The organism is Mucilaginibacter sp. 22184, from assembly GCF_052045695.1.
GTDB lineage: Bacteria > Bacteroidota > Bacteroidia > Sphingobacteriales > Sphingobacteriaceae > Mucilaginibacter.
Map to the genome: position 1 here is coordinate 102,815 of NZ_JBQEPI010000013.1, position 22,036 is coordinate 124,850.

The 22,036-nt window shown below is 42.8% G+C and carries 18 protein-coding genes; 12 read left to right on the forward strand and 6 right to left on the reverse strand.

Annotation, left to right across the window (positions count from 1 at the left end; translation table 11 throughout):
- Positions 1-382: 382 nt before the first annotated feature.
- From ACTJKG_RS25040 to ACTJKG_RS25050, 3 genes are all read right to left on the reverse strand, one after another.
- A complete protein-coding gene (locus ACTJKG_RS25040) occupies positions 383-3,592 on the reverse strand; it encodes a glycosyltransferase (protein WP_440740710.1) in 3,210 nt (1,069 codons plus the stop codon).
- 242 nt (positions 3,593-3,834) lie between these two features.
- Entirely contained in the window at positions 3,835-3,996 is a 162-nt protein-coding gene (locus ACTJKG_RS25045) for a FeoB-associated Cys-rich membrane protein (RefSeq protein WP_172335732.1), read from the reverse strand.
- Between the two features lie 68 nt (positions 3,997-4,064).
- Positions 4,065-5,258 carry a hypothetical protein gene (locus ACTJKG_RS25050; RefSeq protein ID WP_440740711.1) on the reverse strand — a complete coding sequence of 398 codons (1,194 nt, stop codon included), beginning with the start codon at positions 5,256-5,258 and terminating at the stop codon, positions 4,065-4,067.
- A 119-nt stretch (positions 5,259-5,377) separates the two neighbouring features.
- Here ACTJKG_RS25050 and ACTJKG_RS25055 point away from each other — a divergent pair, with 119 nt between their 5' ends.
- Genes ACTJKG_RS25055 through ACTJKG_RS25065 form a run of 3 tightly spaced genes read left to right on the forward strand, consistent with a single transcriptional unit; the run spans position 5,378 to position 7,132 of the window.
- Entirely contained in the window at positions 5,378-6,385 is a 1,008-nt protein-coding gene (locus ACTJKG_RS25055; protein ID WP_440740712.1) for an NAD(P)H-dependent glycerol-3-phosphate dehydrogenase, read from the forward strand.
- Between the two features lie 41 nt (positions 6,386-6,426).
- The gene (locus ACTJKG_RS25060; protein ID WP_172335729.1) at positions 6,427-6,762 is read left to right on the forward strand and encodes a hypothetical protein; all 336 of its coding nucleotides are present in this window, start codon (positions 6,427-6,429) and stop codon (positions 6,760-6,762) included.
- 43 nt (positions 6,763-6,805) lie between these two features.
- Positions 6,806-7,132 carry a hypothetical protein gene (locus tag ACTJKG_RS25065; RefSeq protein WP_440740713.1) on the forward strand — a complete coding sequence of 109 codons (327 nt, stop codon included), beginning with the start codon at positions 6,806-6,808 and terminating at the stop codon, positions 7,130-7,132.
- Between the two features lie 288 nt (positions 7,133-7,420).
- Here ACTJKG_RS25065 and ACTJKG_RS25070 read toward each other — a convergent pair whose 3' ends face one another.
- The gene (locus ACTJKG_RS25070; RefSeq protein WP_172335727.1) at positions 7,421-9,268 is read right to left on the reverse strand and encodes a DEAD/DEAH box helicase; all 1,848 of its coding nucleotides are present in this window, start codon (positions 9,266-9,268) and stop codon (positions 7,421-7,423) included.
- A gap of 218 nt (positions 9,269-9,486) precedes the next feature.
- On the opposite strand from ACTJKG_RS25070, the gene ACTJKG_RS25075 reads away from it, so the two are divergent.
- A complete protein-coding gene (locus ACTJKG_RS25075; RefSeq protein WP_172335726.1) occupies positions 9,487-10,275 on the forward strand; it encodes a class I SAM-dependent methyltransferase in 789 nt (262 codons plus the stop codon).
- Between the two features lie 244 nt (positions 10,276-10,519).
- On the opposite strand, the gene ACTJKG_RS25080 is transcribed toward ACTJKG_RS25075, so the two are convergent.
- On the reverse strand, positions 10,520-10,987 hold the full coding sequence (locus ACTJKG_RS25080; protein WP_172335725.1) for a DUF4293 domain-containing protein: 468 nt from the start codon (positions 10,985-10,987) through the stop codon (positions 10,520-10,522).
- Positions 10,988-11,105: 118 nt separating this feature from the next.
- On the opposite strand from ACTJKG_RS25080, the gene truA reads away from it, so the two are divergent.
- The gene (gene truA, locus ACTJKG_RS25085) at positions 11,106-11,933 is read left to right on the forward strand and encodes a tRNA pseudouridine(38-40) synthase TruA (protein ID WP_172335724.1); all 828 of its coding nucleotides are present in this window, start codon (positions 11,106-11,108) and stop codon (positions 11,931-11,933) included.
- A gap of 125 nt (positions 11,934-12,058) precedes the next feature.
- Positions 12,059-13,858 carry an ABC transporter ATP-binding protein gene (locus ACTJKG_RS25090; RefSeq protein ID WP_440740714.1) on the forward strand — a complete coding sequence of 600 codons (1,800 nt, stop codon included), beginning with the start codon at positions 12,059-12,061 and terminating at the stop codon, positions 13,856-13,858.
- 44 nt (positions 13,859-13,902) lie between these two features.
- Here the strand turns inward: ACTJKG_RS25090 and ACTJKG_RS25095 are convergent, their stop codons facing one another.
- A complete protein-coding gene (locus ACTJKG_RS25095; RefSeq protein WP_172335722.1) occupies positions 13,903-14,136 on the reverse strand; it encodes a hypothetical protein in 234 nt (77 codons plus the stop codon).
- A 328-nt stretch (positions 14,137-14,464) separates the two neighbouring features.
- Here ACTJKG_RS25095 and ACTJKG_RS25100 point away from each other — a divergent pair, with 328 nt between their 5' ends.
- The 6 genes from ACTJKG_RS25100 (at position 14,465) to secA (ending at position 21,933) form a co-directional block, all read left to right on the forward strand.
- On the forward strand, positions 14,465-15,343 hold the full coding sequence (locus ACTJKG_RS25100) for a cell division protein FtsX (protein ID WP_172335721.1): 879 nt from the start codon (positions 14,465-14,467) through the stop codon (positions 15,341-15,343).
- Between the two features lie 86 nt (positions 15,344-15,429).
- A complete protein-coding gene (locus ACTJKG_RS25105) occupies positions 15,430-15,687 on the forward strand; it encodes a DUF3098 domain-containing protein (protein ID WP_172335720.1) in 258 nt (85 codons plus the stop codon).
- Between the two features lie 27 nt (positions 15,688-15,714).
- Positions 15,715-16,512: an undecaprenyl-diphosphate phosphatase gene (locus ACTJKG_RS25110; RefSeq protein WP_172335719.1), complete on the forward strand. Its 798-nt coding sequence runs from the start codon at positions 15,715-15,717 to the stop codon at positions 16,510-16,512.
- 217 nt (positions 16,513-16,729) lie between these two features.
- Positions 16,730-17,452 (forward strand): tRNA pseudouridine(55) synthase TruB, encoded by a 723-nt coding sequence (gene truB / locus ACTJKG_RS25115; RefSeq protein WP_216650574.1) that lies wholly within the window; start codon positions 16,730-16,732, stop codon positions 17,450-17,452.
- A 76-nt stretch (positions 17,453-17,528) separates the two neighbouring features.
- On the forward strand, positions 17,529-18,452 hold the full coding sequence (locus tag ACTJKG_RS25120; RefSeq protein ID WP_172335718.1) for a bifunctional riboflavin kinase/FAD synthetase: 924 nt from the start codon (positions 17,529-17,531) through the stop codon (positions 18,450-18,452).
- 172 nt (positions 18,453-18,624) lie between these two features.
- Positions 18,625-21,933, forward strand: a complete 3,309-nt coding sequence (secA, locus tag ACTJKG_RS25125; RefSeq protein WP_440740715.1) for a preprotein translocase subunit SecA — start codon at positions 18,625-18,627, stop codon at positions 21,931-21,933.
- The last annotated feature ends 103 nt before the right edge of the window (positions 21,934-22,036 follow it).

The window sequence follows — 22,036 nt, forward strand, 5'->3', positions numbered from 1 at the left end:
ATTTCCAGCGTATTTAGTTTCCAAATTAAGCATATCTATAAACTCAATTGACATGATGCTTGTCTTGGGAGGGGCTCCTCTAAACGACGAAGCCCTCATGTAACAGCGCATGAAAAGATAGAATAGGTCTTGTTGAGAAATAGCAGGGTGCAGAGCCGACTCACACGGTCTACGCTTCGCTGGACCTGCCTCTCTTCGCCTTCGGCGGAAAGAGAAAAAAGGAATGAAAATCCCCTCTATGCGCGAAGCGGAGAGATGGGTGATAAGCGCAGCGATGTCGGGATGAGTCGATACCGCGCGATTGAGCCACTTCATGGGTTATTACTTTTTGACGAGAGTTGGGTGAGGGGCTTGCTTTGTTCCTCGCAATGACGTGTAGGATTTAAACCTGATTTTCCTTTTCTTTTTCAACCTTTACGTTACCTGTACGTTTCAGTACACCCCAGCCGCTCAGCTCGCCTTTTAATGCTTTTCTGATAGATTTAAACAGAACGTAATACATTAACTGGCGCCACATAAAACGTTGCGGGATAATGTAAATGAGCTTTCTGTAGTCCTCTTTTTCCATCCGGAAGGCGATGATGCCCACGATGAAATCGATCAAAACAAAGGCTATATAGTAGAATAGCATTTTCTCGGGTTTGGCACCAAAAAGGGCAAATATCATCATCAGGTCAGCCAGCGGCGAAAACAGCGGCAATATGATCTGGAAGATCAAAATGTTTGGCATGCCCACCATCCCAAAGAATTTATACTTTTTGTTGAACAGCGCGTCGCGGTTTTTCCAGAAACTCTGGATTACGCCAAAGCTCCAGCGGAAACGTTGTTTCAACAGCATGTTGATGGTTTCGGGGGCTTCGGTATAAGCAATGGCTTCGGCACAATTTTTTACAATATAGCCTTGCTTTAGGATGCGCATGGTGAGGTCGCAATCCTCGGCAAGCGTATCATAAGTAAAACCGCCTGCTTTAAATATTGCCGATTTGCGGAACGCGCCAATGGCTCCCGGCACCACAGTAATACTATTGATCAGGTCAAATGCCCGCCTATCCATGTTTTGCGCCGTAATATATTCTATAGATTGCCAGCGGGTAATGATATTGGTTTCGTTACCTACTTTTACGGTACCCGCTACTGCGCCTATTTCCTCATCGGTAAAATAGGTCATTAAGTGATAAATGGCATCGGTTTTTAGCTGTGTATCGGCATCAATACAAACCACATAATCATTTTGAGCATGGGTAATACCAAAATTAAGTGCCGATGCTTTACCGCCGTTTGGCTTGGTTAGTATTTTAACCAGCGGATTATTGGCATAAGCGGAGTTAACCACTTCAAAGGTTTTATCCTTTGACCCGTCATCCACAAAAATGATCTCAAATGATGGGTATTCTGTTTTTAATAAACTTTGTATGGTAGCAACGGCATTTACCTCTTCGTTATAAGCAGGCACAATAATACTCACCGGTGGCAATGGGAAATTGTTGCCGCGGGCTTTTACCATCTTTTTATTTTCGCCATGCTGCCTTACGGCCAGTACTCCAATTAAAACAATACGGCCAATCGCCAGGAAAATAGCCGATAAAAATATATAGATGAGTATCCAGTTGATATAAAAATAGCCATGCACCGCCACGTCATATACCGGCCCCAGGATACCTGTATGCGGATCATTTGGAATAGGCGGCATCAGATCGGCTTTGGTTTTGCCCAGCACGTCGGCAATGGTGGTAAACTGGTATCCGTGCGATTTAAAGAAATGGATAATTTCGGGCAATGCCTTTACCGTTTCTTCCCGGGTATCGCCACCAGCATCGTGCAGCAATATCATCGAGCCATTATCTTTTTGCCTGATGGTACGGGCAATAATACTGTCGGCTGTTACACCCGGCTGCCAGTCCCAGGGGTCAATAGATTCGCCAATGGTAATATAACTTTGCCTGCGGCTCTCGGCTACTGGGATAACCTCGGCCAGGGTTTGTGGCTCGGCATCGGCATTAAACGGAGGCCTGAAAAGTATGGTGCTTCTTCCGGTTATGGATTCAATAAGCTTACGGGTTGAGTTAAGCTCCAATATAACCCGGTCAAGACTGATGGTTGAGATATCCGGGTGGAAGAATGTATGGTTACCTATCTCATAGCCTTCCTCATATTCACGCCGCACCAGCTGCATGTTCTTTTCGGCCATGGAGCCCACCACGAAGAAAGCTGCCGGTACATTTTCCTTTTTAAGGATATCTAAAATACGTGGCGTAAAATCCGGATCGGGGCCATCATCAAAAGTTAAAACTACTTTTTTAGGGGCATAGCCATAGCGGCGTATTACGTACTTGGTGGGTAGTTTAATATACTGTTGATTGGTAATGGTATAGCTGCCGGTATCCAGTTTTACGTCTATCTGGCCCGTAGTAGGAGTAGTGATGAGATCCAAAACTTCGCCTTCGCCATCATAATCAACATTCACACGGTTATTTAAACCTACCGTAGTTAGCTTTTTAAGATCGATGCCTGTTTTTCTTAAAGAGTCTATCGAAAGATTCTTTTGGAAATACGACCATAAACGCGGATCCTCAGATCCCAGGCGCCATAAAGCTACACCACCGGTGGCCCAATCGTCGGCCATTCGGATAACGTTGAAATTGGTAGCGGCGTCTGTAAAATAAGTGGTATGTGGAAGGCCATTCTGGTCGACATAATTAAAATGCAGGTTGGCCGATAGCGGGTCAAAAATAATTTTACTTTGTTTTTCCTGCGCGGTACTTATAGCTTGCTGGTAACCTATGGCATGGCCAACACTCTTTTCGGGCCAGTCGTATCCGCCCGCGGCAAAAGTTAAAATAACTTTTTCGCTGGGCACCTGGCTGCAAACGTCGTCCAGTATCTGTTCAACCCAGTGCTGATTTGACAGGTCGCCGGCATTGGTGGCATCATAGTGCTCATCAATAGCCATTACAAACAAAAAGTCGTTAAAATGCTGTAATTTCTTTAGGTTATAGGCTTCATCATCGGGCACCACATTTTGGGTTACCAGGAAATTTTTGGCGTGCAGAGCCTTGTAAAGTTCCTGCAAAAAGGTAAGGTACTCTGCGCTGTTGCGATCTTTAATTTCATTAAAATCAACATTAATACCTTGGAATTTATGTTTAGTAAGGCTATTGATAATGCTGTTAATAAAGCCTGTACGGAGTTTTTTGCTTTTGATGATCCGTTCAACATCTTTACTGTCAAAACCGCCGCTTACGTTGTTATAGTTAACGTAGTTAGAAAGCATAATGAGCACTGGCTTATTAAACTTTTTATTGATGTTGACAAGCCCGGTATCAATTTTAGTAATTACGGTATCAACTTTGGGTGCTATCGAAAAACCTTCGCTTACCACCATATCCAGGTGACCGAGATTGGTGATCAGTGAATTATAAGCCTGAGGATCCCAGGCCAGGTAAAAGGCCGCGTTAATGCGGTCTTTATTATTAGGATGCTTGAGCTGGTGCAAACGCCGGGTTCGCTCCATGGCCTCAATTTCAGACTTTTGTATATTGAAGTACTTGAACTTGGTTGACCGTTTTAACTGGTCAAGTTCTTCTTTCGACATTTTTTTCGGGGCTGGGTTCAGGTTGGGCAAATCGGGGTAATAGGTTGATTTGATAGTAACTATTACGGCTATTATCCCAATTACAAGTATTGCAAGAAGTATGCGGCTGAGCCACTTGAATTTATTCCATCTACCTGGTGAATCGGCTTGAAAAACTTGCTTGTTTGAAGACATTAAGTGAGTTTACTTCTAAATTTAAAAGTACGGGTTACAAATGAAGATTTAATGAATGGTATTGTTGATTATTTATGCGCGTTCTCTGGCTCGATACCAGAAAAATCAACTCCACATTTACAATTACCACCACACCCCTTTTTCGCGGTCAGGCTTTTATACAGCATACGGCCGATGTAAAAGACTGCGCCAGCAAAAAGAATAATTACTATAATGGTTTGAATATTCATGTCGCAAAAATACTACATTTTTAATATATACAATATTATACGTACAGACGCTCTAATTAGTATAAAGTTTAACGCTGCATAAAGGCAATTGTTCCGCCTACCCAGTCAAAATTTTGATTATAACGCACGCCTATCATTTTGCCACGGCTAAGTCTGGCCAGGTTAATGGCCAGCGTAGGCTTAGCATCGCCATCGGGCCATAGATAAAGTAAGCGTATCTCGGCCTTAACACCGCCATCCGGTGCTTGTACTACCGGCTCATAATTTACTTTTTGTTGTAATATCCAGTTTTCGGGATCAGTAATATTATTAATATCATCGGCGGTTACATCAATGATCACCCCCTGACCCGCGAAAGAGAACAAGGGTTTAAGTACATAATTCTCCAGGTCGGTAGGTATTGGCGTTACCTGGTGTAAAAATCGTGTTTTGGGAATATAATCGCCATGCAGGTAAGGCATGGTAAATTTACTAATACGGTAAAACCAGTTTGGATGAGTTATCCACTCAACATCAAGCGGCTGGCGTATATCAACAACCTTGTCAAAAATATTTTCGTCGCCGTCTATCTCATCAAATATCAACCGGTTATACATACGACGGATGCGTTTTTTTTGACCATTTGCTTCGTAAAAAAGCTGGTCGCCCTGTTGTAGCAGATCACTCAGCGAAATAACGGGAATGCCCAGGTAGCGCTGGGTGATATAAAAATCAACCGAGGTTTTTTGTTCAGGCGCGTTTACATCCATCAAAACCACTTCGTCGGGCTGATAGGGGCCAAGGATGGTTTTTTTGAGCAGATCAAAGTAGGATTGATCATTAAGGCCATTAAAATAGATGGTTTTGTTTGTATCGATATTGAATACTTCACGATAGGTATTGCCCAAATGAACCTGGAAACCATACAAAGAAGGGAAGCCCTGCAGTTCGATCAATTTAGGGACTATCCGGCCATCGGCATCCTTACAAACACCAAAATCAAGTGCGATGAAATGTGGATGGGCATTTTCATTGGGCAGGCGCCACTTATCAGGTATGGATCGTTCTGTAAGTTCCTTAAACCCGGCTTGTAAAATGGTATCCATGATGCCCTCGCCGGCAGCCATGAGTTTATCGCGAAAGTCATCAGCCAGGAAAACCGGTGTTTCTGCTACACGAAATAATACGGGATTGCGCAGACCATCGTTAAGGCGGGTTAAAAAGCCCTCGTATTTTTCTGTCGTAAAGTGCCGGTTAAATGTTGCTCTGGCTGATGGATCCATAGGTATAGGGTATAAAACAAACTTAACTATTTAATGAGCAAGGAACAAAAATCCATTCTCCTTTTACCTCAATTTTTCATTAATTTGCTTTGTCAATTAAAACCTGGCAACACTATTTAATGCAAAAAAACAAGAAAAAGATCGCGGTTGTTGGCGGAGGGAGTTGGGCTACAGCCAATATTAAAATGCTGGCTGATAATACTACAGAAAAGGAGATTTTTTGGTGGATGCGGAATGTACAGGCGGTGGAACATTTGCATAAATTTGGGCATAACCCGCATTATTTAAGCTCGGTTGAAATTAAACTGCCCAAACAAAATATCTCGGTTAATCTTAAGCAGATCATACAGCATGCGGATATTATTTTGCTGAATGTACCAGCCGCATTTTTAAAAGATGCCTTGACGGGTATAACCCCTGCCGATCTGGCCGGTAAAAAAATAGTATCAGCCATAAAAGGAATCGTGCCCGATGAAAATCTGATTATTGGTGATTTCTTAAACCAGAAGATGGGCGTTTCGTTTAATGATTTTATGGTGATCAGCGGTCCCTGCCATGCCGAGGAAGTAGCGCTTGAAAAGCTCTCTTATCTTACCATCGCATCAGGAGATGCCGAACTGGCTGCTGAGTTTGCAGGCATGATCAATACCCGTTATATCAAAACCATCGTATCTGATGATATATATGGTACGGAATACGGCGCTGTGTTAAAAAATGTTTATGCCATTGCCAGTGGTATTTGCCATGGTGTGGGCTATGGCGATAATTTTCAGGCAGTACTAATATCAAACGCTATACGCGAGCTGGAACGTTTTGTTGCTGCGGTGCACCCGATTAACCGGGACATTAAAGAATCGGCCTACCTGGGCGATCTGCTGGTGACCGCGTATTCGCAGTTTAGCCGCAACCGTACTTTTGGCAATATGATAGGTAAGGGGTATACAGTAAAATCGGCCCAACTGGAAATGAATATGATAGCCGAAGGATATTATGCAGTAAATTGCCTACACGAGGTGAATAAACAATACAATGTGGATATGCCTATATGTGATGCTGTTTATGCCATTTTATATGGGAAAAGCTCTCCGGTATTGGAAATGAACAATTTGGCAGAAAAATTGAGTTGATTATTTTATTAAATTAGTAATAAACTTAATTACCGTTCCTTATGAAAAATCTATTCAAAATTACCCTCCTTGCTGCGTGTGTATTTATGATATCCCCAGCCTTTTCACAAACTAAAACCAAAAAGGATACCAGCTTCTTTAAAAAAGTGGGCGACAAGACTGGTAAAGTGGCTACATCAGTTGGTCATAAAACAGCCGAAATTGCATCCAAAGGCGCGGCGGCCGTAGCTGATAAAAAGTATGCTGATAAGGTGGGGCCAAGGGGGCAAACCATTTATATTGATAAGAATTCAAAATATTTCTATGTCAATAAAAAGGGTAAACACATCTATATTAGCAAAAGCAAATTGAAAGATAAACCTGTTGAGAAAAAATAACAAAATCTGGTAATACGGATTGCCACGGGTATAAAAATTAAATATGAAACATAAAGCTTTATTGATCCCCGTAGTTGGATTGATATTATTGGTTTTTGCCTGCAACAGTGCGCCTGAACACCCGGTTAACAAAAAACTGGTGGGCAAATGGCAGTCAAAAGATGGCGAAACCAAGCTTGAAATAACCGATAAAGGATTTACGATGGACGATGGCAAGCCTGTTACGGAAGACTACTTTGTAACGAATGATACCATTTTTACATCGTACCAGGGCAGCAGGCCGTTTACCAAATTCCTGATCAAAAATCTGGACGATCATAAGCTGACGCTGTTTTACCCAGACTCTGACCTGGTAGAATTTAGTCGTTAAAAGAGTCAAGACATTAGAATCAAGAGTCAAGAAAATAAAATATAGTTTTGCCTTGATTCAGATGGCTGCTCAAAATCCTCATTAAAAACAAAAGCCTTCATGCTGCTGATGCGGCTGAAGGCTTTGTTAACAAAACTAAACTAAAACTATGCTTCTTTACCAGAGAAGCTACATGAAAAACTATTTTCTTTTTAGAATCAAGAAGTAAGATTCAAGAATCAGGACAAAATTGCTATTGTTTCTGGCTTTCGGTCCTGACTCCTGAATCTCATCTCCTGACTCTTTAAATTAGAATCTTCTGCGACGTTCCGGACGTTCCTCGCGGGGTTTTCCAGAGAAATCACGGAAACCACCACCAGAGCCGTTTCTTTCGCCACCACGGTAACCACCGCCTTCACGGCGTTCGCCACCACGGTAACCGCCACCGCCTTCGCGACGCTCACCACCACGGTATCCGCCTTCACGACGTTCGCCACCGCCACGGTATCCACCGCCGCTGCTGCGATTATCACTGGTGCCTTCGCCAGATATTTCTATCCTTACCGGACGGCCTTTGTATTCGATCTCTTTATAAGCAGTCATTACTTTTTCTACATCCTCATGCGGAACTTCGAAAAATGAGTAAACGCCTTTTACATCAATTTTACCAACAGTACGGCCGCTTATTTTGGTGGTGTTACAAATGTAACCCAGCAAATCGCCGCGGTTAAATTCATCAACAGAACCTAAGTTTATAAATAAACGGGTGTAAGCTGATTTGCCACCTGAAGTGCGTTCGCCACGGTCTTCAAAACGACGGCCTTCTTCAACACTTGCGTTCAAATCAGGAGCGTTTTTGTAATAATCCAGGAAGCGGTTAAACTCGATAGAAGCAAAACGTTTGATAAACTCTTCTTTGCTTACATCTTTAAACTCCTCGATGATACGTGGCAGGTATTGCTCAATCTGCTCGTCGTTAACGGTAACGTTATGTACTTTATGTACAATAGAGAACAGTTGTTTTTCGCAAACGTCAAAACCTGTGGGGATCTCGGCTTTTGAAAACTTTTTACCAATAACACGTTCAATCTGGCGAATTTTGCCAAGCTCTTTACCGTTAACGATAGAGATAGATACACCAGTTTTACCGGCACGGGCGGTACGACCGCTACGGTGGGTGTAATTCTCAATCTCGTCTGGTAACGAGTAGTTGATTACGTGGGTAACATCATTAACGTCGATACCACGGGCGGCAACGTCTGTAGCTATTAATAGCTGCAGGTTACGCTCACGGTAACGTTTCATAACTTTATCACGTTGTTGTTGCGATAAATCGCCGTGTAAAGAATCGGCATTGTAACCGTCTTTGATCAGCGCTTCTGCAATATCCTGGGTCTCTATCTTGGTACGGCAAAAAACAATACCAAAAATATCGGGGTTAAAATCAACAATACGTTTAAACGCGGCATACTTGTCACGGGCACGTACTATATAGTATTCGTGCTCAATGTTGGCATTACCGGTGTTTTTGGTGCCCATGGTCAGTTCGAACGGATTCTCCATGTATTTTTTGGCGATCCGCCTAACTTCGGCAGGCATCGTGGCTGAAAACAGCCAGGTTTTTTTCTCGTCGGGCGTGGTAGATAAGATATTATCAATGTCTTCCTGAAAGCCCATATTGAGCATTTCATCAGCTTCATCCAATACTACGTATTTTACCTGCGAAAAATCTATCGCCTTGCGATTGATGATATCAAGCATACGGCCAGGTGTGGCCACTACGATCTGTACGCCGCGTTTAATCTGGCGTAACTGATCAGAAATACTTGCACCACCATACACAGCAACAACGTGTACGTTGTTCATTTGCTTGGCGTAATTTTTAATGTCGTTCGTGATCTGTAAACAAAGTTCACGTGTTGGGCATAAAACAAGTGCCTGTGGATGATTTTCTTCGAAATCCAACAGCTCTAATAATGGTAGGCCAAAGGCAGCAGTCTTACCGGTCCCGGTTTGGGCTAATCCGACAAAATCGTTGCTGCCTGTTAACAATACCGGAATTGACTGTTCCTGGATTGGCGTTGGGTTTTCAAACCCTAACTCAGAGATGGCATTAACAATATCATGACGGATTCCCAGTTGAATAAATGGGTTCATGAATTAAAATAACGAATTTGGCAACATCGCCAAATCGGGCGCAAAGATAGAGTTTATATTTTTTAAAAACAATAGCTTGTTGAATTTTTAAAAATATGGTAACTTTTTGATAATTTGAGAGTTAAGCGATAAGCGGGTGCCCGGGTGTTATTCAAATTGAATTTCAATTTGGCAGTCGATTTTTTTTATGTAGGTTTAAAGCCGTTAATTAAGCTGAAATGAACGATCTGGAGTTATATTTTAATAAAAATGATAAGCGGGTAATTTATAAATGGGCTCATTATTTTGATGTTTATGAGCGTCATTTTAGTAAATACCGTGGTAAAGATATTGTGATATTGGAAATAGGTACGCTGCATGGCGGTAGCCTGCAAATGTGGAAAAGCTATTTTGGCGATAAAGCGAAAATTTATGGAATGGATATTAACCCGGCTTGTAAAGCGGTGGAGGAAGAAAATATTAAAGTACTGATAGGCTCACAAACAGATCGTAACTTTTTAAGGCAGGTGAAGCAGGAAATTCCACCGATCGATATTTTAATTGACGATGGGGGGCATACCATGCTGCAGCAAATTGTATCATACGAGGAGCTTTTTGATCATGTTAAACCCGATGGTGTATACCTGTGCGAGGATGTTCATACCTCATACTGGCTAAAATACGGAGGTGGCCATAAAAGGCGTGGCAGCTTTATCGAATACTCTAAAAATTTTATTGATCAGCTGAACGCTTATCATTCGGTCGAAAAATCGTTGCCGGTTAGCTCATTCACCCGTTCGGTAAATTCTGTTCATTATTACGATTCGATTGTGGTTGTAGAGAAACGCCCGACGCCGCAGCCTACATCATCACAAACCGGAACCATCAAAACTCCGCCCATGAACCTGGAAGCCCATGGTATGGCAAAAGTTAAAAAGAACTTGAGGTACCGCTTAAAACATATAGCTAATGTGATAACAGCTTTCTTTAAACTGCCGTTCAAAAAAGGAAGTTTCGACTATTCTTAGGGGACTGTTGGACTTTGGGATTTTAGGACTTTTGGATTTGAAGAGCAAAGAGTAGGGGTTTGTGGAATAAAGAACCAAGAGGGTAATAAAAAAAGGAGCAAAGATTAGGGATAAATATTTTTATGTCCTTAATATTTGCTCCTTTTATGTTTTATCAAAAACTTTTGGCCTTAATCCTCTGGTCATGAAAATTTCAAAGTCCCTCAGTCTTATAGTCCTAAAATCCTACAGTCTAACAAAAAAATTATCTCAATCTATCAGCTGATCGCACCAGCTTATCGTCGCGTTGTATACTTTTGGCTGCCAGTATAAGCAGTACAATACTTAGTGAGGTAAGGAAGATGCCTATGCCCATGGTATGGGTATCAAGCTGTCCACTGCCTATAATATTTTTAACGGTTTGGGCCATCCAGTAGCTGTATCCTATTAATGCCGCTATGGCTACGTAGCAAATGGTAATTTGCTGTTTGCGGTTTTTGTATAAAAAGATAATTGCCAGTGGAATAAGGGCTACAATAGCGGTTACGGCGGTAAGTGCTGTAAAAGATTCTGTGTTTTGCTGGGCTCCGTTTACATCCTGAAATATGCCGGTAACCATAATGCTTACAGGTTTGCCGGCAACATAAACGTTATGGGCCAACGGAAAAAAGAAAAGCGCGAACAGCACGAGGCTGGCAAATAACAGATAAATGCTTTGAATACGTTGCAGCATGATATTTAATAAATTATATGGGCAAATATAATTGTTTTTAGCCCCCTAACCCCCTGAAGGGGGAATTTTTGATATGCCTGTCCGAAATCTGCCAATTTGAAATCATTAACTTTGCTTCGTGACCAATAAACAACGTTATTTTATTGAACTGGCTTATGATGGCACTCATTATCATGGCTGGCAGATACAGCAAAACGCAATAAGCGTACAGGAACTATTAAATAAGGCCCTGGCTACTATTCTGCGGCAGCCGGTTGAAACTACTGGTTGCGGCCGTACAGATACGGGTGTACACGCCCGGGAGTTTTTTGCACATTTTGATGTGGAGGTCCATAGTCCATTGACCATAGACGATAGTCTGAAAACGAACGAAAGTGAATCTATGAACCATGGACTATCGACTATCGACTATGGACTAAAAGTGCGAGGTCTCAATTCCCTTCTTCCGCCTGATATTGCTATAAAAAACATCATCCCGGTTCATGCCGAAGCGCATGCAAGATTCGATGCCACACAGCGTTCCTATCAATACCATATCCATTTTCAGAAGGATCCGTTTTTGCATGGCTATTCGTGGCTGGTACGCGATGTGCCCGATACGGTGTTGATGAACCAGGCGGCAGGTATTATTATGGAGTATACCGATTTTAGTTGTTTCAGTAAATCAAATACGCAGGTAAAAACCAACAATTGTAAAATAACCCGGGCCGAGTGGGTGAAAACAGAACGGGGTATTGTTTTTCATATTTCAGCCGACAGGTTTTTGCGTAATATGGTAAGAGCCATCGTTGGTACATTAATAATGGTAGGGCGCCATGAAATAGAACCCGAAACTGTACGTGCCATTATTGAGAGCAAAAACCGGTCAAACGCTGGTACCAGCGTGCCTGCGTGCGGCTTATATTTAACCGAGGTGAAATACCCATTTTTAGTATCAGGTAGTTAATATCAAGTAGTACGATTTTTTGTCTTGATAATTACGATGTTGCAATCTGCAAACACAATTGATCTGTTTTTATTCGATATTTGCTAAGCCAAGGTCTTGATACTTGATACTAATTACTTGATACTATGTCGGAAGTAACCGGAAAAGCGCTTGATTGGAAACTGTTAAAACGGGTAATGCATTATGTAAAGCCGTATAACAGCACGTTTGTAATTTCGGCGTTTCTGACCATTTTCCTGGCAGGCGGCGCGTTGCTGCAACCCATCCTGATACAACACACGCTGGATAACGATATCCTGAATGATAATTACGATGGGCTGCTTCTTATGGTTATATTGATGATAACACAGCTCATCGTATTAACCATTGCCCAATATTATCAAACTTATTTAACCAACGCCCTGGGGCAATCTGTTATCCGTGATCTTCGAATTGATATTTTTAACCACATTACCAGTTTGCGCCTGAAGTATTTTGATCGTACGCCTATAGGTATGCTTATTACCCGTACGGTATCAGACCTGGAAACCATTGCCGATATTTTTTCGGAAGGGCTGATCTCTATCATGGGGGATATGCTGCTGGTGTTCGCGGTGATCGGCTTTATGTTATATGAGGATTGGAAGCTGGCGCTCATTACACTGATCCCTATGCCGTTCCTGTTTGCATCAACCTATGTTTTTAAGGAGGCTATTAAATCCTCCTTCCAGGATGTACGTACTCAAGTGGCCCGGTTGAATACTTTTCTGGCCGAACATATCTCGGGTATTGGTATCATTCAATTGTTTGCCCGCGAAGATCAGGAAATGCGGAAGTTTAAGGAAGTTAACCTGAAATATCGTGATGCCAACATCCGCTCCAATTGGTATTATTCTATATTTTTTCCGGTGGTCGAAATTCTGTTTGCCATTTGTATGGGTCTGCTGGTATGGTATGGTTGTAAAAGAATGTTGTCTGATAGTCAGCTGGCTGCTATTTCGGCAAGACCGGGCGGTATCACCCCTGGTGTTATTACCAGCTTTATCGTATTGCTTAACATGTTGTTCAGGCCAATACGCCAACTGGCTGATAAGTTTAACACCTTGCAAATGGGTATGGTGGGTGCCGACAGGATATTTAAAGTGCTTGATACCGATGAAGTTGCTGTAGATACCGGCGAGATTAAAACCGGCAGGCTGCAGGGCGATATTGAATTTAGCAAAGTATGGTTTGCCTATAATGACGAGAACTGGGTTTTAAAAGATATCAACTTTCACATTAAACCAGGTGAAACGTTGGCGCTGGTAGGAGCCACTGGCGCAGGTAAATCATCAACCATTAATATCCTGAACCGCTTTTACGAGATAGGGGCAGGTAGCGTAAAAGTTGACGGCCACGATATTCACGATTACCAGGTGGAGTTTTTACGATCGCAGATCGCAACCGTGATACAAGATGTGTTTTTGTTTACCGATACCATTGCCAATAACATCAGTCTGAATAATCATTCCATAACACGTGAACAAATCATAGCTGCGGCCAAAGATGTTGGCGCGCATGAATTTATTGAACGCTTGCCTGGTGGTTACGACTATAACGTAATGGAAAGAGGCTCTACACTTTCGGCAGGGCAATCGCAGTTGATCTCCTTTATCAGAGCACTGGTGTATAATCCTGCTATTTTGGTTTTGGATGAGGCCACCTCATCTGTAGATACTGAAACCGAAATGCTGATCCAGAATGCCATCAATAAACTGATGCAGGGACGTACAGCTATTGTAATAGCTCACCGTCTTTCCACCATCCAAAACGCCGACCGTATTATTGTACTTGATCACGGCGAGATTATGGAGAGCGGCACCCATCAGGAACTCCTCAAAATTGAGAACGGGCATTACCGCAAGCTGTATGATCTGCAGTTTAATTCGGCTGGGATAGCGAGATAGACCTCACCCAACCCTCTCCAAAGGAGAGGACTACAAAAACATTTTTAAAAAGTCCTCTCCTTTGGAGAGGATTTAGGAGAGGTCGGCGCAGTCTTTATCGGTTCAACAGGTTGCTCTTCTTTCTCGTGTTTTTTGGCGATGTCGCCGCCATGCGGTTTATCGGCATGATATTGTTTGTCTTCCTTGCGCACTTTGCTTTTACCGCCATTGTCATTCGGCCTTTTAGTTGGCGTGTCGGCAGGCGAAGGCTTATTGGGTGAATTTGCTGGCTTTGTCATGTAGTGATAACAAGTGATAGAATGCTTTGTTTACGATTGTCTGAACCCGGATTAACTCCGTTGAGAGTTGCGCCGTTTATTGAATTAGAAAAATGGACAGAATTGCCGAACAAATTCAAAAAACTCCTTAATTCGACAAATTCGGGTTCAGACAAATAGTTAATAAATGTTAAAACTGACTGCCCTAAAAGCTATTAAACTATATTTATAACTAATAAACTTTTACCTTTAAAGCGGGTTTCTTAATTTCGCACAAATCCAGATATGTAAAAAGAGAAATGCGGGTAATGTCTCAAATTTCAAATCTCATATCTAACATCTCACAAGAATGGAAGAATTTGAAGCAAGCGCGTCAGCAAAAAAAACAAAAACGATATACATATCAACCGTATTCGGTATTGCCATGGTATTGTTAATGATAGGACTTTTAGGCCTGTTTTTGGTATATGCCAATAATATTTCACGCTACGTAAAAGAAAATATCGTGCTGAATATTTTTGTTGACGATGCCGCGCACGAAACCGATGTATTGCAGCTGCAAAAGCAACTGGAAGGCAATGCTATGGTAAAACAAACACAGTATGTGAGTAAGGAGCTGGCCGCGCGAAACCTGCAAAAAGACCTGGGCGAGGATTTTGTTAAATTTTTAGGCTATAATCCTTTGTCGCAGTCCATAGATGTTTACCTGAAGGCCGATTATACCAATAATAAAGACATTGAGAAGTTTAAGGCCGAATTGCTCAAAAACCCATTGATCAAAGAGGTTAAATATCAGCAATCACTTGTTGACCAGATGAATCAGAATGTAACTTCTATCAGTTTGATTATCTTAATATTTGCAGGCATATTTGTGGTATTGTCAGTTGCGTTGATTAACAATACCATCAGGTTGGCTATTTATTCCCAACGTTTCCTCATCAAATCCATGCAGTTGGTAGGCGCCACCAAAAGCTTTATCCGCAAGCCATTTTTGCTATATGGCATATGGCATGGCCTTTTGGGTGGATTGATCGCTATTATTTTACTGGTGGGTACGCTATATGTGGCTTATAGGAATATTCCCGACCTGGTTTTCCTGCAAAACTATACCGAGTTTGGTATCGTGTTTTTGGGAGTCATTGGCCTGGGTATCTTTATATCGGGTTTCAGTACCTTTTTGGCCGTTAATAAATTTTTACGTTTAAAAATATACGATCTATATAGGTAATTCAAAAATTAATAAGTCAAAATTCAAAACCTCCTGGGCGCGAAAATTCACTAAATAACTAATTCAACAATTCATTAATTAAAGATATGGCACAACAAGTTAAACCAACCGCAGCTAAACCTACAACAAAAGCAACCAGTACCGAGCCAGTACAGTTTATATTTGATAAAAGTAATTACCGGTTGCTGATCATTAGCGTTGCCGTAGTAGCCTTTGGTTTTGTATTGATGGCAGGCACAACTGACATTTATAGCACAACCAAAATTGTGATAGCACCAATTGTTGTATTAGCTGGATTTGCTTTAGGCTTTTTCGCTATATTAAAAAAGCCAGCAACCAATTAATAGCTAATCCAACTCAATCTACCCCTAATGAACATCATCCACGTTATTGTCCTGGCTATAATTGAAGGCCTGACAGAATTTTTGCCTGTGTCCTCAACCGGACATATGGTTATTGCATCATCTTTAATGGGCATTGGTAAAGATGATTTTGTAAAACTATTTGAAGTAGTGATCCAGCTGGGGGCTATCCTGTCGGTAGTTGTTTTGTATTTCAAAAGATTTTTCCGTTCTATAGGATTTTATTTCAAACTTGTTGTTGGTGTTATACCGGCGGTTATTGTAGGGGTATTGTTTAAAAAACACATTGATCAATTTTTGGAGAGTCCGCTTATTGTGGCTTTTTCACTGTTAATTGGTGGTGTTGTCTTATTATTTGTTGATAAGTGGTTTAATAAAACAACGGTTAAAGAAGAGGCTCAGATCAACTATCCTACGGCTTTAAAGATCGGTATTTTTCAATGCCTGGCTGTTATTCCGGGAGTGTCACGGTCTGCTGCAACTATTGTGGGTGGTATGAGTCAGAAATTAACCCGTACCGCGGCTGCCGAATTTTCTTTCTTTTTAGCCGTGCCCACTATGTTAGGTGCAACCTTGAAAGAAATTTGGGATTTTCATAAAACCCATACGCCGCTTTTTACAGGCGAGCAGCTTAAGTTTTTAGTCATCGGCAACATTATTGCCTTTATTGTAGCTATGCTGGCTATTAAATCGTTCATTACTTTCCTGGAGCGTAAAGGCTTCAGATTGTTTGGCTGGTATCGTATAGTAGTTGGTGCTGTTATTATCGGTTTAATATTGAGCGGGCATACATTGGAAATCTTATAATTTTCCTCAAATTTCTCAACCAAGGCACCTTTACTATGAGTTTGCTGTGAGGAGGGGGTGATAATGAATTCAATCCTTCATTCCACCGCAAACAAAGGGTGACCAAGCGTAGCAATAGTCGGGTGAATCGACGGTATATAGTAATTCTGTTCATTCTAAAATCCAGGAAATTCTGATTCAGACTATTTCCCTACCTTTGCCGCTTTAATTGCACTCATTGAAGAAAATATACACACATATACAGGAATTTGCCGAAGGGCAGTTATTGCTGGTGAATAAACCCTACAAATGGACAAGCTTTGACGTAGTAGGCAAAATTCGCAACGCATTTAAACCGCTTAAGCTCAAAGTAGGGCATGCGGGCACGCTCGATCCGCTGGCTACCGGCCTGCTCATCATCTGCACCGGCAAAATGACCAAACAGATCGATACCTTCCAGGCCGAAGAAAAAGAATATACGGGAACCATGACGCTGGGCGCCACCACGGCATCATACGATATGGAAACCGAGCCCGATAATAAATTCGACATCAGCCAACTTACCGAAGAAAAGTTGCGTAATAATTGCAAACAGTTTACCGGCGATATACAACAATACCCACCGGCACATTCGGCCATAAAGGTTGACGGCGAGCGTCTGTACGAAAAAGCCCGCAGGGGCGAGGATGTGGAACTACGCCTGCGCAACGTCACTATCACCGAATTTGAACTGACGCGTATCGAGCTACCTGAAGTTGATTTCAGGGTGGTTTGCAGCAAAGGGACTTATATCCGGTCGCTGGTAAATGATTTTGGCGCGGCTTTGAACAATGGGGCCTATCTGTCCAGATTGAGGCGTACACGCAGCGGCAATTTTCAGGTGGCTGATGCATGGGAAGTAATGGAACTGGTAACCATGATCAGGGAGCTAAAGACCGGCGATGGGGCGCCTGTTGAATAATACATCCCAAAGTCAAAATAACTGACTTTTATAGTAGTAACGGTCAAAAAATTAACTTTGTGTTTTTACGCATATCATGAAGGTTTACAATCATATCGACGAATTTACAGCGGTAAAAAACGCGGTGGTTACCATCGGTACTTTTGATGGGGTACACATCGGTCACCGTAAAATTATATCAGGGATAAAGGAGATTGCCGATAGCATTGATGGTGAAACGGTAATTTTAACTTTCTTTCCGCATCCGCGCATGATACTGCAGCCCGAGGATGAAAGTCTCAAGCTGATCACCACCATTAACGAAAAAGCACAGCTAATGGAAGACCTGGGTGTGGATCATCTGATCATCACTCCGTTTTCCAGAGATTTTTCGAACCAGACCGCCGAAAGCTATATCCGCGATGTACTGGTGAATAAAATAGGTACCAAAAAAATAGTGATCGGGTATGATCATCGCTTCGGTAAAGACCGTCAGGGCGGTCTGGAAGATCTGCAAAGGCTTGGTCCGGTTTATGGTTTTGAGGTAGTTGAAATACCCGAGCAGGATATCAACGAGGTAGCCATCAGCTCCACCCGTATCCGCAACGCGTTATTAAACGGAGAGGTTGATCTGGCTAACTCATTCCTGGGATATACTTTCTTTATCACCGGTACTGTGATCCGCGGCGACCAGATTGGCAGGCAATTGGGTTATCCTACGGCCAACATCGTGGTTGAAGAAAAATATAAGCTTATCCCATGTGATGGTATCTTTGCCGTAACGGTTGTTGTAGCGGGTAATAAGTACAAAGGCATGGCCTATATAGGCAGCCGGCCAACGGTTAATGGCCTCACCCGTAACATTGAGGTGAATATTTTTGATTTTGATCAGGAGATCTACAATCAGGCCATCCGCATGGAATTTCATCATTATGTACGCGGCGATGTGAAGTTTGCTTCGTTAGATGAACTTAAAGTACAGCTGGCCAAAGATAAGGAAGACGTGCTGGCGTTGTTGTAACCCCATCCAACCCCCCACGAGAGGGAGGGCTTTAAGCCATAATCCATGTTTTTTTAAAAAGTCTCCCCAATCGGGGGAGATTTAGAGGGGGTTTTGTACCTTTACCTGTCAATATGACTCAGTTAGTTGCCTTGGCGCAATTGTTGAGTTTGTTCGATTATATCAAAATAATATGTTAGATTTTATCAGTAAGCTTTTTGGAAGCAAATCAGAACGGGATGTAAAAGCAATACAGCCTATAGTTGAAAAAATTAAGGCTGAATTTGCAAAACTCTCAAACATCAGCAATGATGAGCTTAGAGCTAAAACCATAGATTTTAAAGAAACCATAGCCCAGGGGCTTTCGGGCATTGATAGCGAAATAAAAGCTATTAAAGACCGCACCGAAACCGAACTGGATATGGATGTAAGCGAAAAAGTGGAGCTTTACACCCAGTTGGATAAACTGGAAAAAGACCGCAACAAAGAGCTGGAAGATATATTATTAAATATACTGCCCGAAGCGTTCGCGGTTGTAAAAGAAACTGCCCGCCGCTTTGCCGGCAATAAAACCATTGAAGTTACCGCTACCCAATTCGACCGTGAGCTTGCCGCTCACAAGAATAACGTGGTGATCAAAGGCGATCAGGCAATACACCACAATACCTGGCTTGCTGCAGGTAATGAGGTTACCTGGGATATGGTACACTATGATGTACAGCTGATTGGTGGTATTGTATTGCACCAGGGCAAGATATCAGAAATGGCCACAGGTGAGGGGAAAACGCTGGTAGCTACGCTGCCTGCCTACTTAAACGCGCTTGCCGGACAAGGTGTACACATCGTAACGGTGAATGATTACCTGGCCCGTCGTGATAGTGAGTGGATGGGACCTTTGTATGAATTCCACGGCTTATCTGTTGATTGTATTGATAAACATGAGCCAAATTCTGAGGAACGCCGCAATGCTTACCTGGCCGATATTACTTTTGGCACCAACAACGAATTTGGTTTTGACTACCTGCGTGACAATATGACACGTAGCCCCGAAGAATTGGTGCAACGCAAGTTACATTATGCCATGGTGGATGAGGTTGACTCCGTTTTAATTGACGATGCCCGTACACCTTTAATTATATCTGGTCCGATCCCTCGTGGTGACGAGCATGAGTTTTATGAGCTGAAACCACGCATTGAGCGTTTGGTTAACGCGCAGAAAGCCTACATTAACGGCGTGCTGAACGAAGCCAAAAAAGCTATTAACGATGGTAATGCCGAAGTTGATGGCGGCGGTTTAGCTTTATTACGCGCTTACCGCGGTTTGCCAAAGAGCAAGGCTTTAATTAAGTTTTTGAGCGAAGGCGGTAACAGGACAATTTTGCAGAAAGTGGAAAACCACTACATGCAGGATCAGGGTAAGGATATGCCAAAGGTTGACGCGGAACTTTACTTCGTGATCGACGAAAAAAATAACCAGGTTGAACTGGCCGAAAAGGGTATCGAACTGATCACCTCATCGGGCGAGGATCCTCACTTCTTCGTGATGCCTGACGTAGGTACCGAGATTGCCGAGATCGAAAAATCAAGCCTGAGCGCCGAAGAAAAAATTGCCCGTAAGGACGAGCTGATGCGTGATTTCTCCATCAAGTCTGAACGTATCCACTCCGTAAATCAGCTATTAAAAGCTTATACCCTGTTTGAAAAAGATACGGAATATATTTTGGACGAAGGCAAGGTGAAAATTGTGGATGAGCAAACCGGTCGTGTATTAGACGGTCGCCGTTACTCTGATGGATTACACCAGGCTATCGAAGCAAAAGAAAACGTTAAGGTAGAGGATGCCACACAAACCTTCGCTACCATTACTTTGCAAAACTACTTCCGTATGTACCACAAACTTTGCGGTATGACGGGTACTGCCGTTACAGAAGCAGGTGAGTTCTGGGAAATATACAAGCTCGACGTGGTAGAGATACCAACCAATACCCCGGCCAGTCGTGCAGACAGGCAGGACCTGGTTTACCGTACCGTTCGTGAAAAATATAACGCCGTTGCCGATGAGATCGTGAAACTGACAGAGGCCGGGCGCCCGGTACTGGTAGGTACAACCTCGGTTGAAATTTCGGAATTACTGAGCCGTATGCTCAAGCTGCGCGGTATCAAACATAACGTACTGAACGCCAAAATGCACCAGAAAGAGGCCGATATCGTGGCCGAAGCCGGTAAAACAGGCACCGTGACCATCGCTACCAACATGGCCGGTCGTGGTACGGATATTAAACTGGGTGCGGGTGTTAAAGATGCAGGTGGCTTGGCCATTGTAGGTACAGAACGCCATGAGTCACGCCGTGTAGATAGACAGCTGCGTGGTCGTGCCGGTCGTCAGGGGGACCCCGGTTCTTCACAGTTCTTCGTGTCGCTGGAGGATAACCTGATGCGTTTATTCGGTTCAGAGCGTATCTCTAACCTGATGGTACGTATGGGTATTGAAGAGGGTGAAGTGATCCAACACTCTATGATCTCCAAATCAATAGAGCGTGCCCAGAAAAAGGTAGAAGAAAACAACTTTGGTATCCGTAAACGTTTGCTGGAGTATGATGATGTGATGAACTCACAGCGTACGGTGATCTATACCAAACGTAAAAACGCGCTGTTTGGCGAACGTTTGGATGTTGACCTGAGCAATACCATATTTGATGTGGTTGAAGATATTGTGACCGAATACAAAGAAGCGAACAATTACGAAGGCTTTACGCTGGAAGTGATCCGCCTGTTCTCGGTTGATATTGAACTGAGTATTGACGAATTCGCATCGAAAAATATAGCGGCCCTTACCGACAGGACCTTCCAAACGGTAATGGACTTTTACAAACGCAAACAGGAAGCCGTTGCACAACAGGCTTACCCGGTATTGAAAGATGTGTTTGATACCCGTGGGCAGTATGTGGAAAATATTGTGGTACCATTTAGCGATGGTATCCACGGTATACAGGTTTCTGTACCCTTGAAAAAAGCGATAGAGAACCATGGGGTGGAGGTATTTAAATCGTTTGAAAAGAACGTGACCCTGTACCTGATAGATGATGCCTGGAAAGAGCATTTGCGCGAGATGGACGAGTTAAAACAATCGGTACAGAACGCGGTTTATGAGCAAAAGGATCCGCTGCTGGTTTATAAGTTTGAGGCTTTTGAACTGTTTAGAGGCATGCTGGCCAATGTGAATAAAGAGATCGTGAGCTTCCTGTTCAGGGGCGGTATCCCGGTTCAGCAGCAGCCAGATGAAATCAAAGAAGCCAGACCAGAACCAAAATTGGATCTGCGTAAAATGAAAACCACCAAAGCCGAGCTGGTTAGCGAAAGCAATGGCATACCGATGGATGATTTCCGCGAGCAGCAGAAAGCTACCCCGGTTAGGGTTGAAAACAAGATCGGTCGTAACGATCCTTGTCCATGTGGAAGCGGTAAAAAATACAAAAACTGCCACGGCGTAGGGCAGAATTAAGAATATACAGTACGTTATTGCGAGGAACGAAGCAATCTCTATACTATACAGAGCGAACTTACCTGTTTGACCTGCTTATATAGAGATTGCTTCGTTCCTCGCA

Coding starts and splice junctions, on each gene's coding strand:
- ACTJKG_RS25065 (WP_440740713.1), top strand. CDS start 6,806: ATGAAACATAAAGCTTTATTGATCCCCGTAGTTGGATTGATATTATTG.
- ACTJKG_RS25055 (WP_440740712.1), top strand. CDS start 5,378: ATGCAAAAAAACAAGAAAAAGATCGCGGTTGTTGGCGGAGGGAGTTGG.
- ACTJKG_RS25070 (WP_172335727.1), bottom strand. CDS start 9,268: ATGAACCCATTTATTCAACTGGGAATCCGTCATGATATTGTTAATGCC.
- ACTJKG_RS25120 (WP_172335718.1), top strand. CDS start 17,529: ATGAAGGTTTACAATCATATCGACGAATTTACAGCGGTAAAAAACGCG.
- ACTJKG_RS25045 (WP_172335732.1), bottom strand. CDS start 3,996: ATGAATATTCAAACCATTATAGTAATTATTCTTTTTGCTGGCGCAGTC.
- ACTJKG_RS25090 (WP_440740714.1), top strand. CDS start 12,059: ATGTCGGAAGTAACCGGAAAAGCGCTTGATTGGAAACTGTTAAAACGG.
- ACTJKG_RS25040 (WP_440740710.1), bottom strand. CDS start 3,592: ATGTCGAAAGAAGAACTTGACCAGTTAAAACGGTCAACCAAGTTCAAG.
- ACTJKG_RS25110 (WP_172335719.1), top strand. CDS start 15,715: ATGAACATCATCCACGTTATTGTCCTGGCTATAATTGAAGGCCTGACA.
- ACTJKG_RS25100 (WP_172335721.1), top strand. CDS start 14,465: ATGGAAGAATTTGAAGCAAGCGCGTCAGCAAAAAAAACAAAAACGATA.
- ACTJKG_RS25105 (WP_172335720.1), top strand. CDS start 15,430: ATGGCACAACAAGTTAAACCAACCGCAGCTAAACCTACAACAAAAGCA.
- ACTJKG_RS25080 (WP_172335725.1), bottom strand. CDS start 10,987: ATGCTGCAACGTATTCAAAGCATTTATCTGTTATTTGCCAGCCTCGTG.
- ACTJKG_RS25095 (WP_172335722.1), bottom strand. CDS start 14,136: ATGACAAAGCCAGCAAATTCACCCAATAAGCCTTCGCCTGCCGACACG.
- ACTJKG_RS25075 (WP_172335726.1), top strand. CDS start 9,487: ATGAACGATCTGGAGTTATATTTTAATAAAAATGATAAGCGGGTAATT.
- ACTJKG_RS25050 (WP_440740711.1), bottom strand. CDS start 5,258: ATGGATCCATCAGCCAGAGCAACATTTAACCGGCACTTTACGACAGAA.
- secA (WP_440740715.1), top strand. CDS start 18,625: ATGTTAGATTTTATCAGTAAGCTTTTTGGAAGCAAATCAGAACGGGAT.
- ACTJKG_RS25060 (WP_172335729.1), top strand. CDS start 6,427: ATGAAAAATCTATTCAAAATTACCCTCCTTGCTGCGTGTGTATTTATG.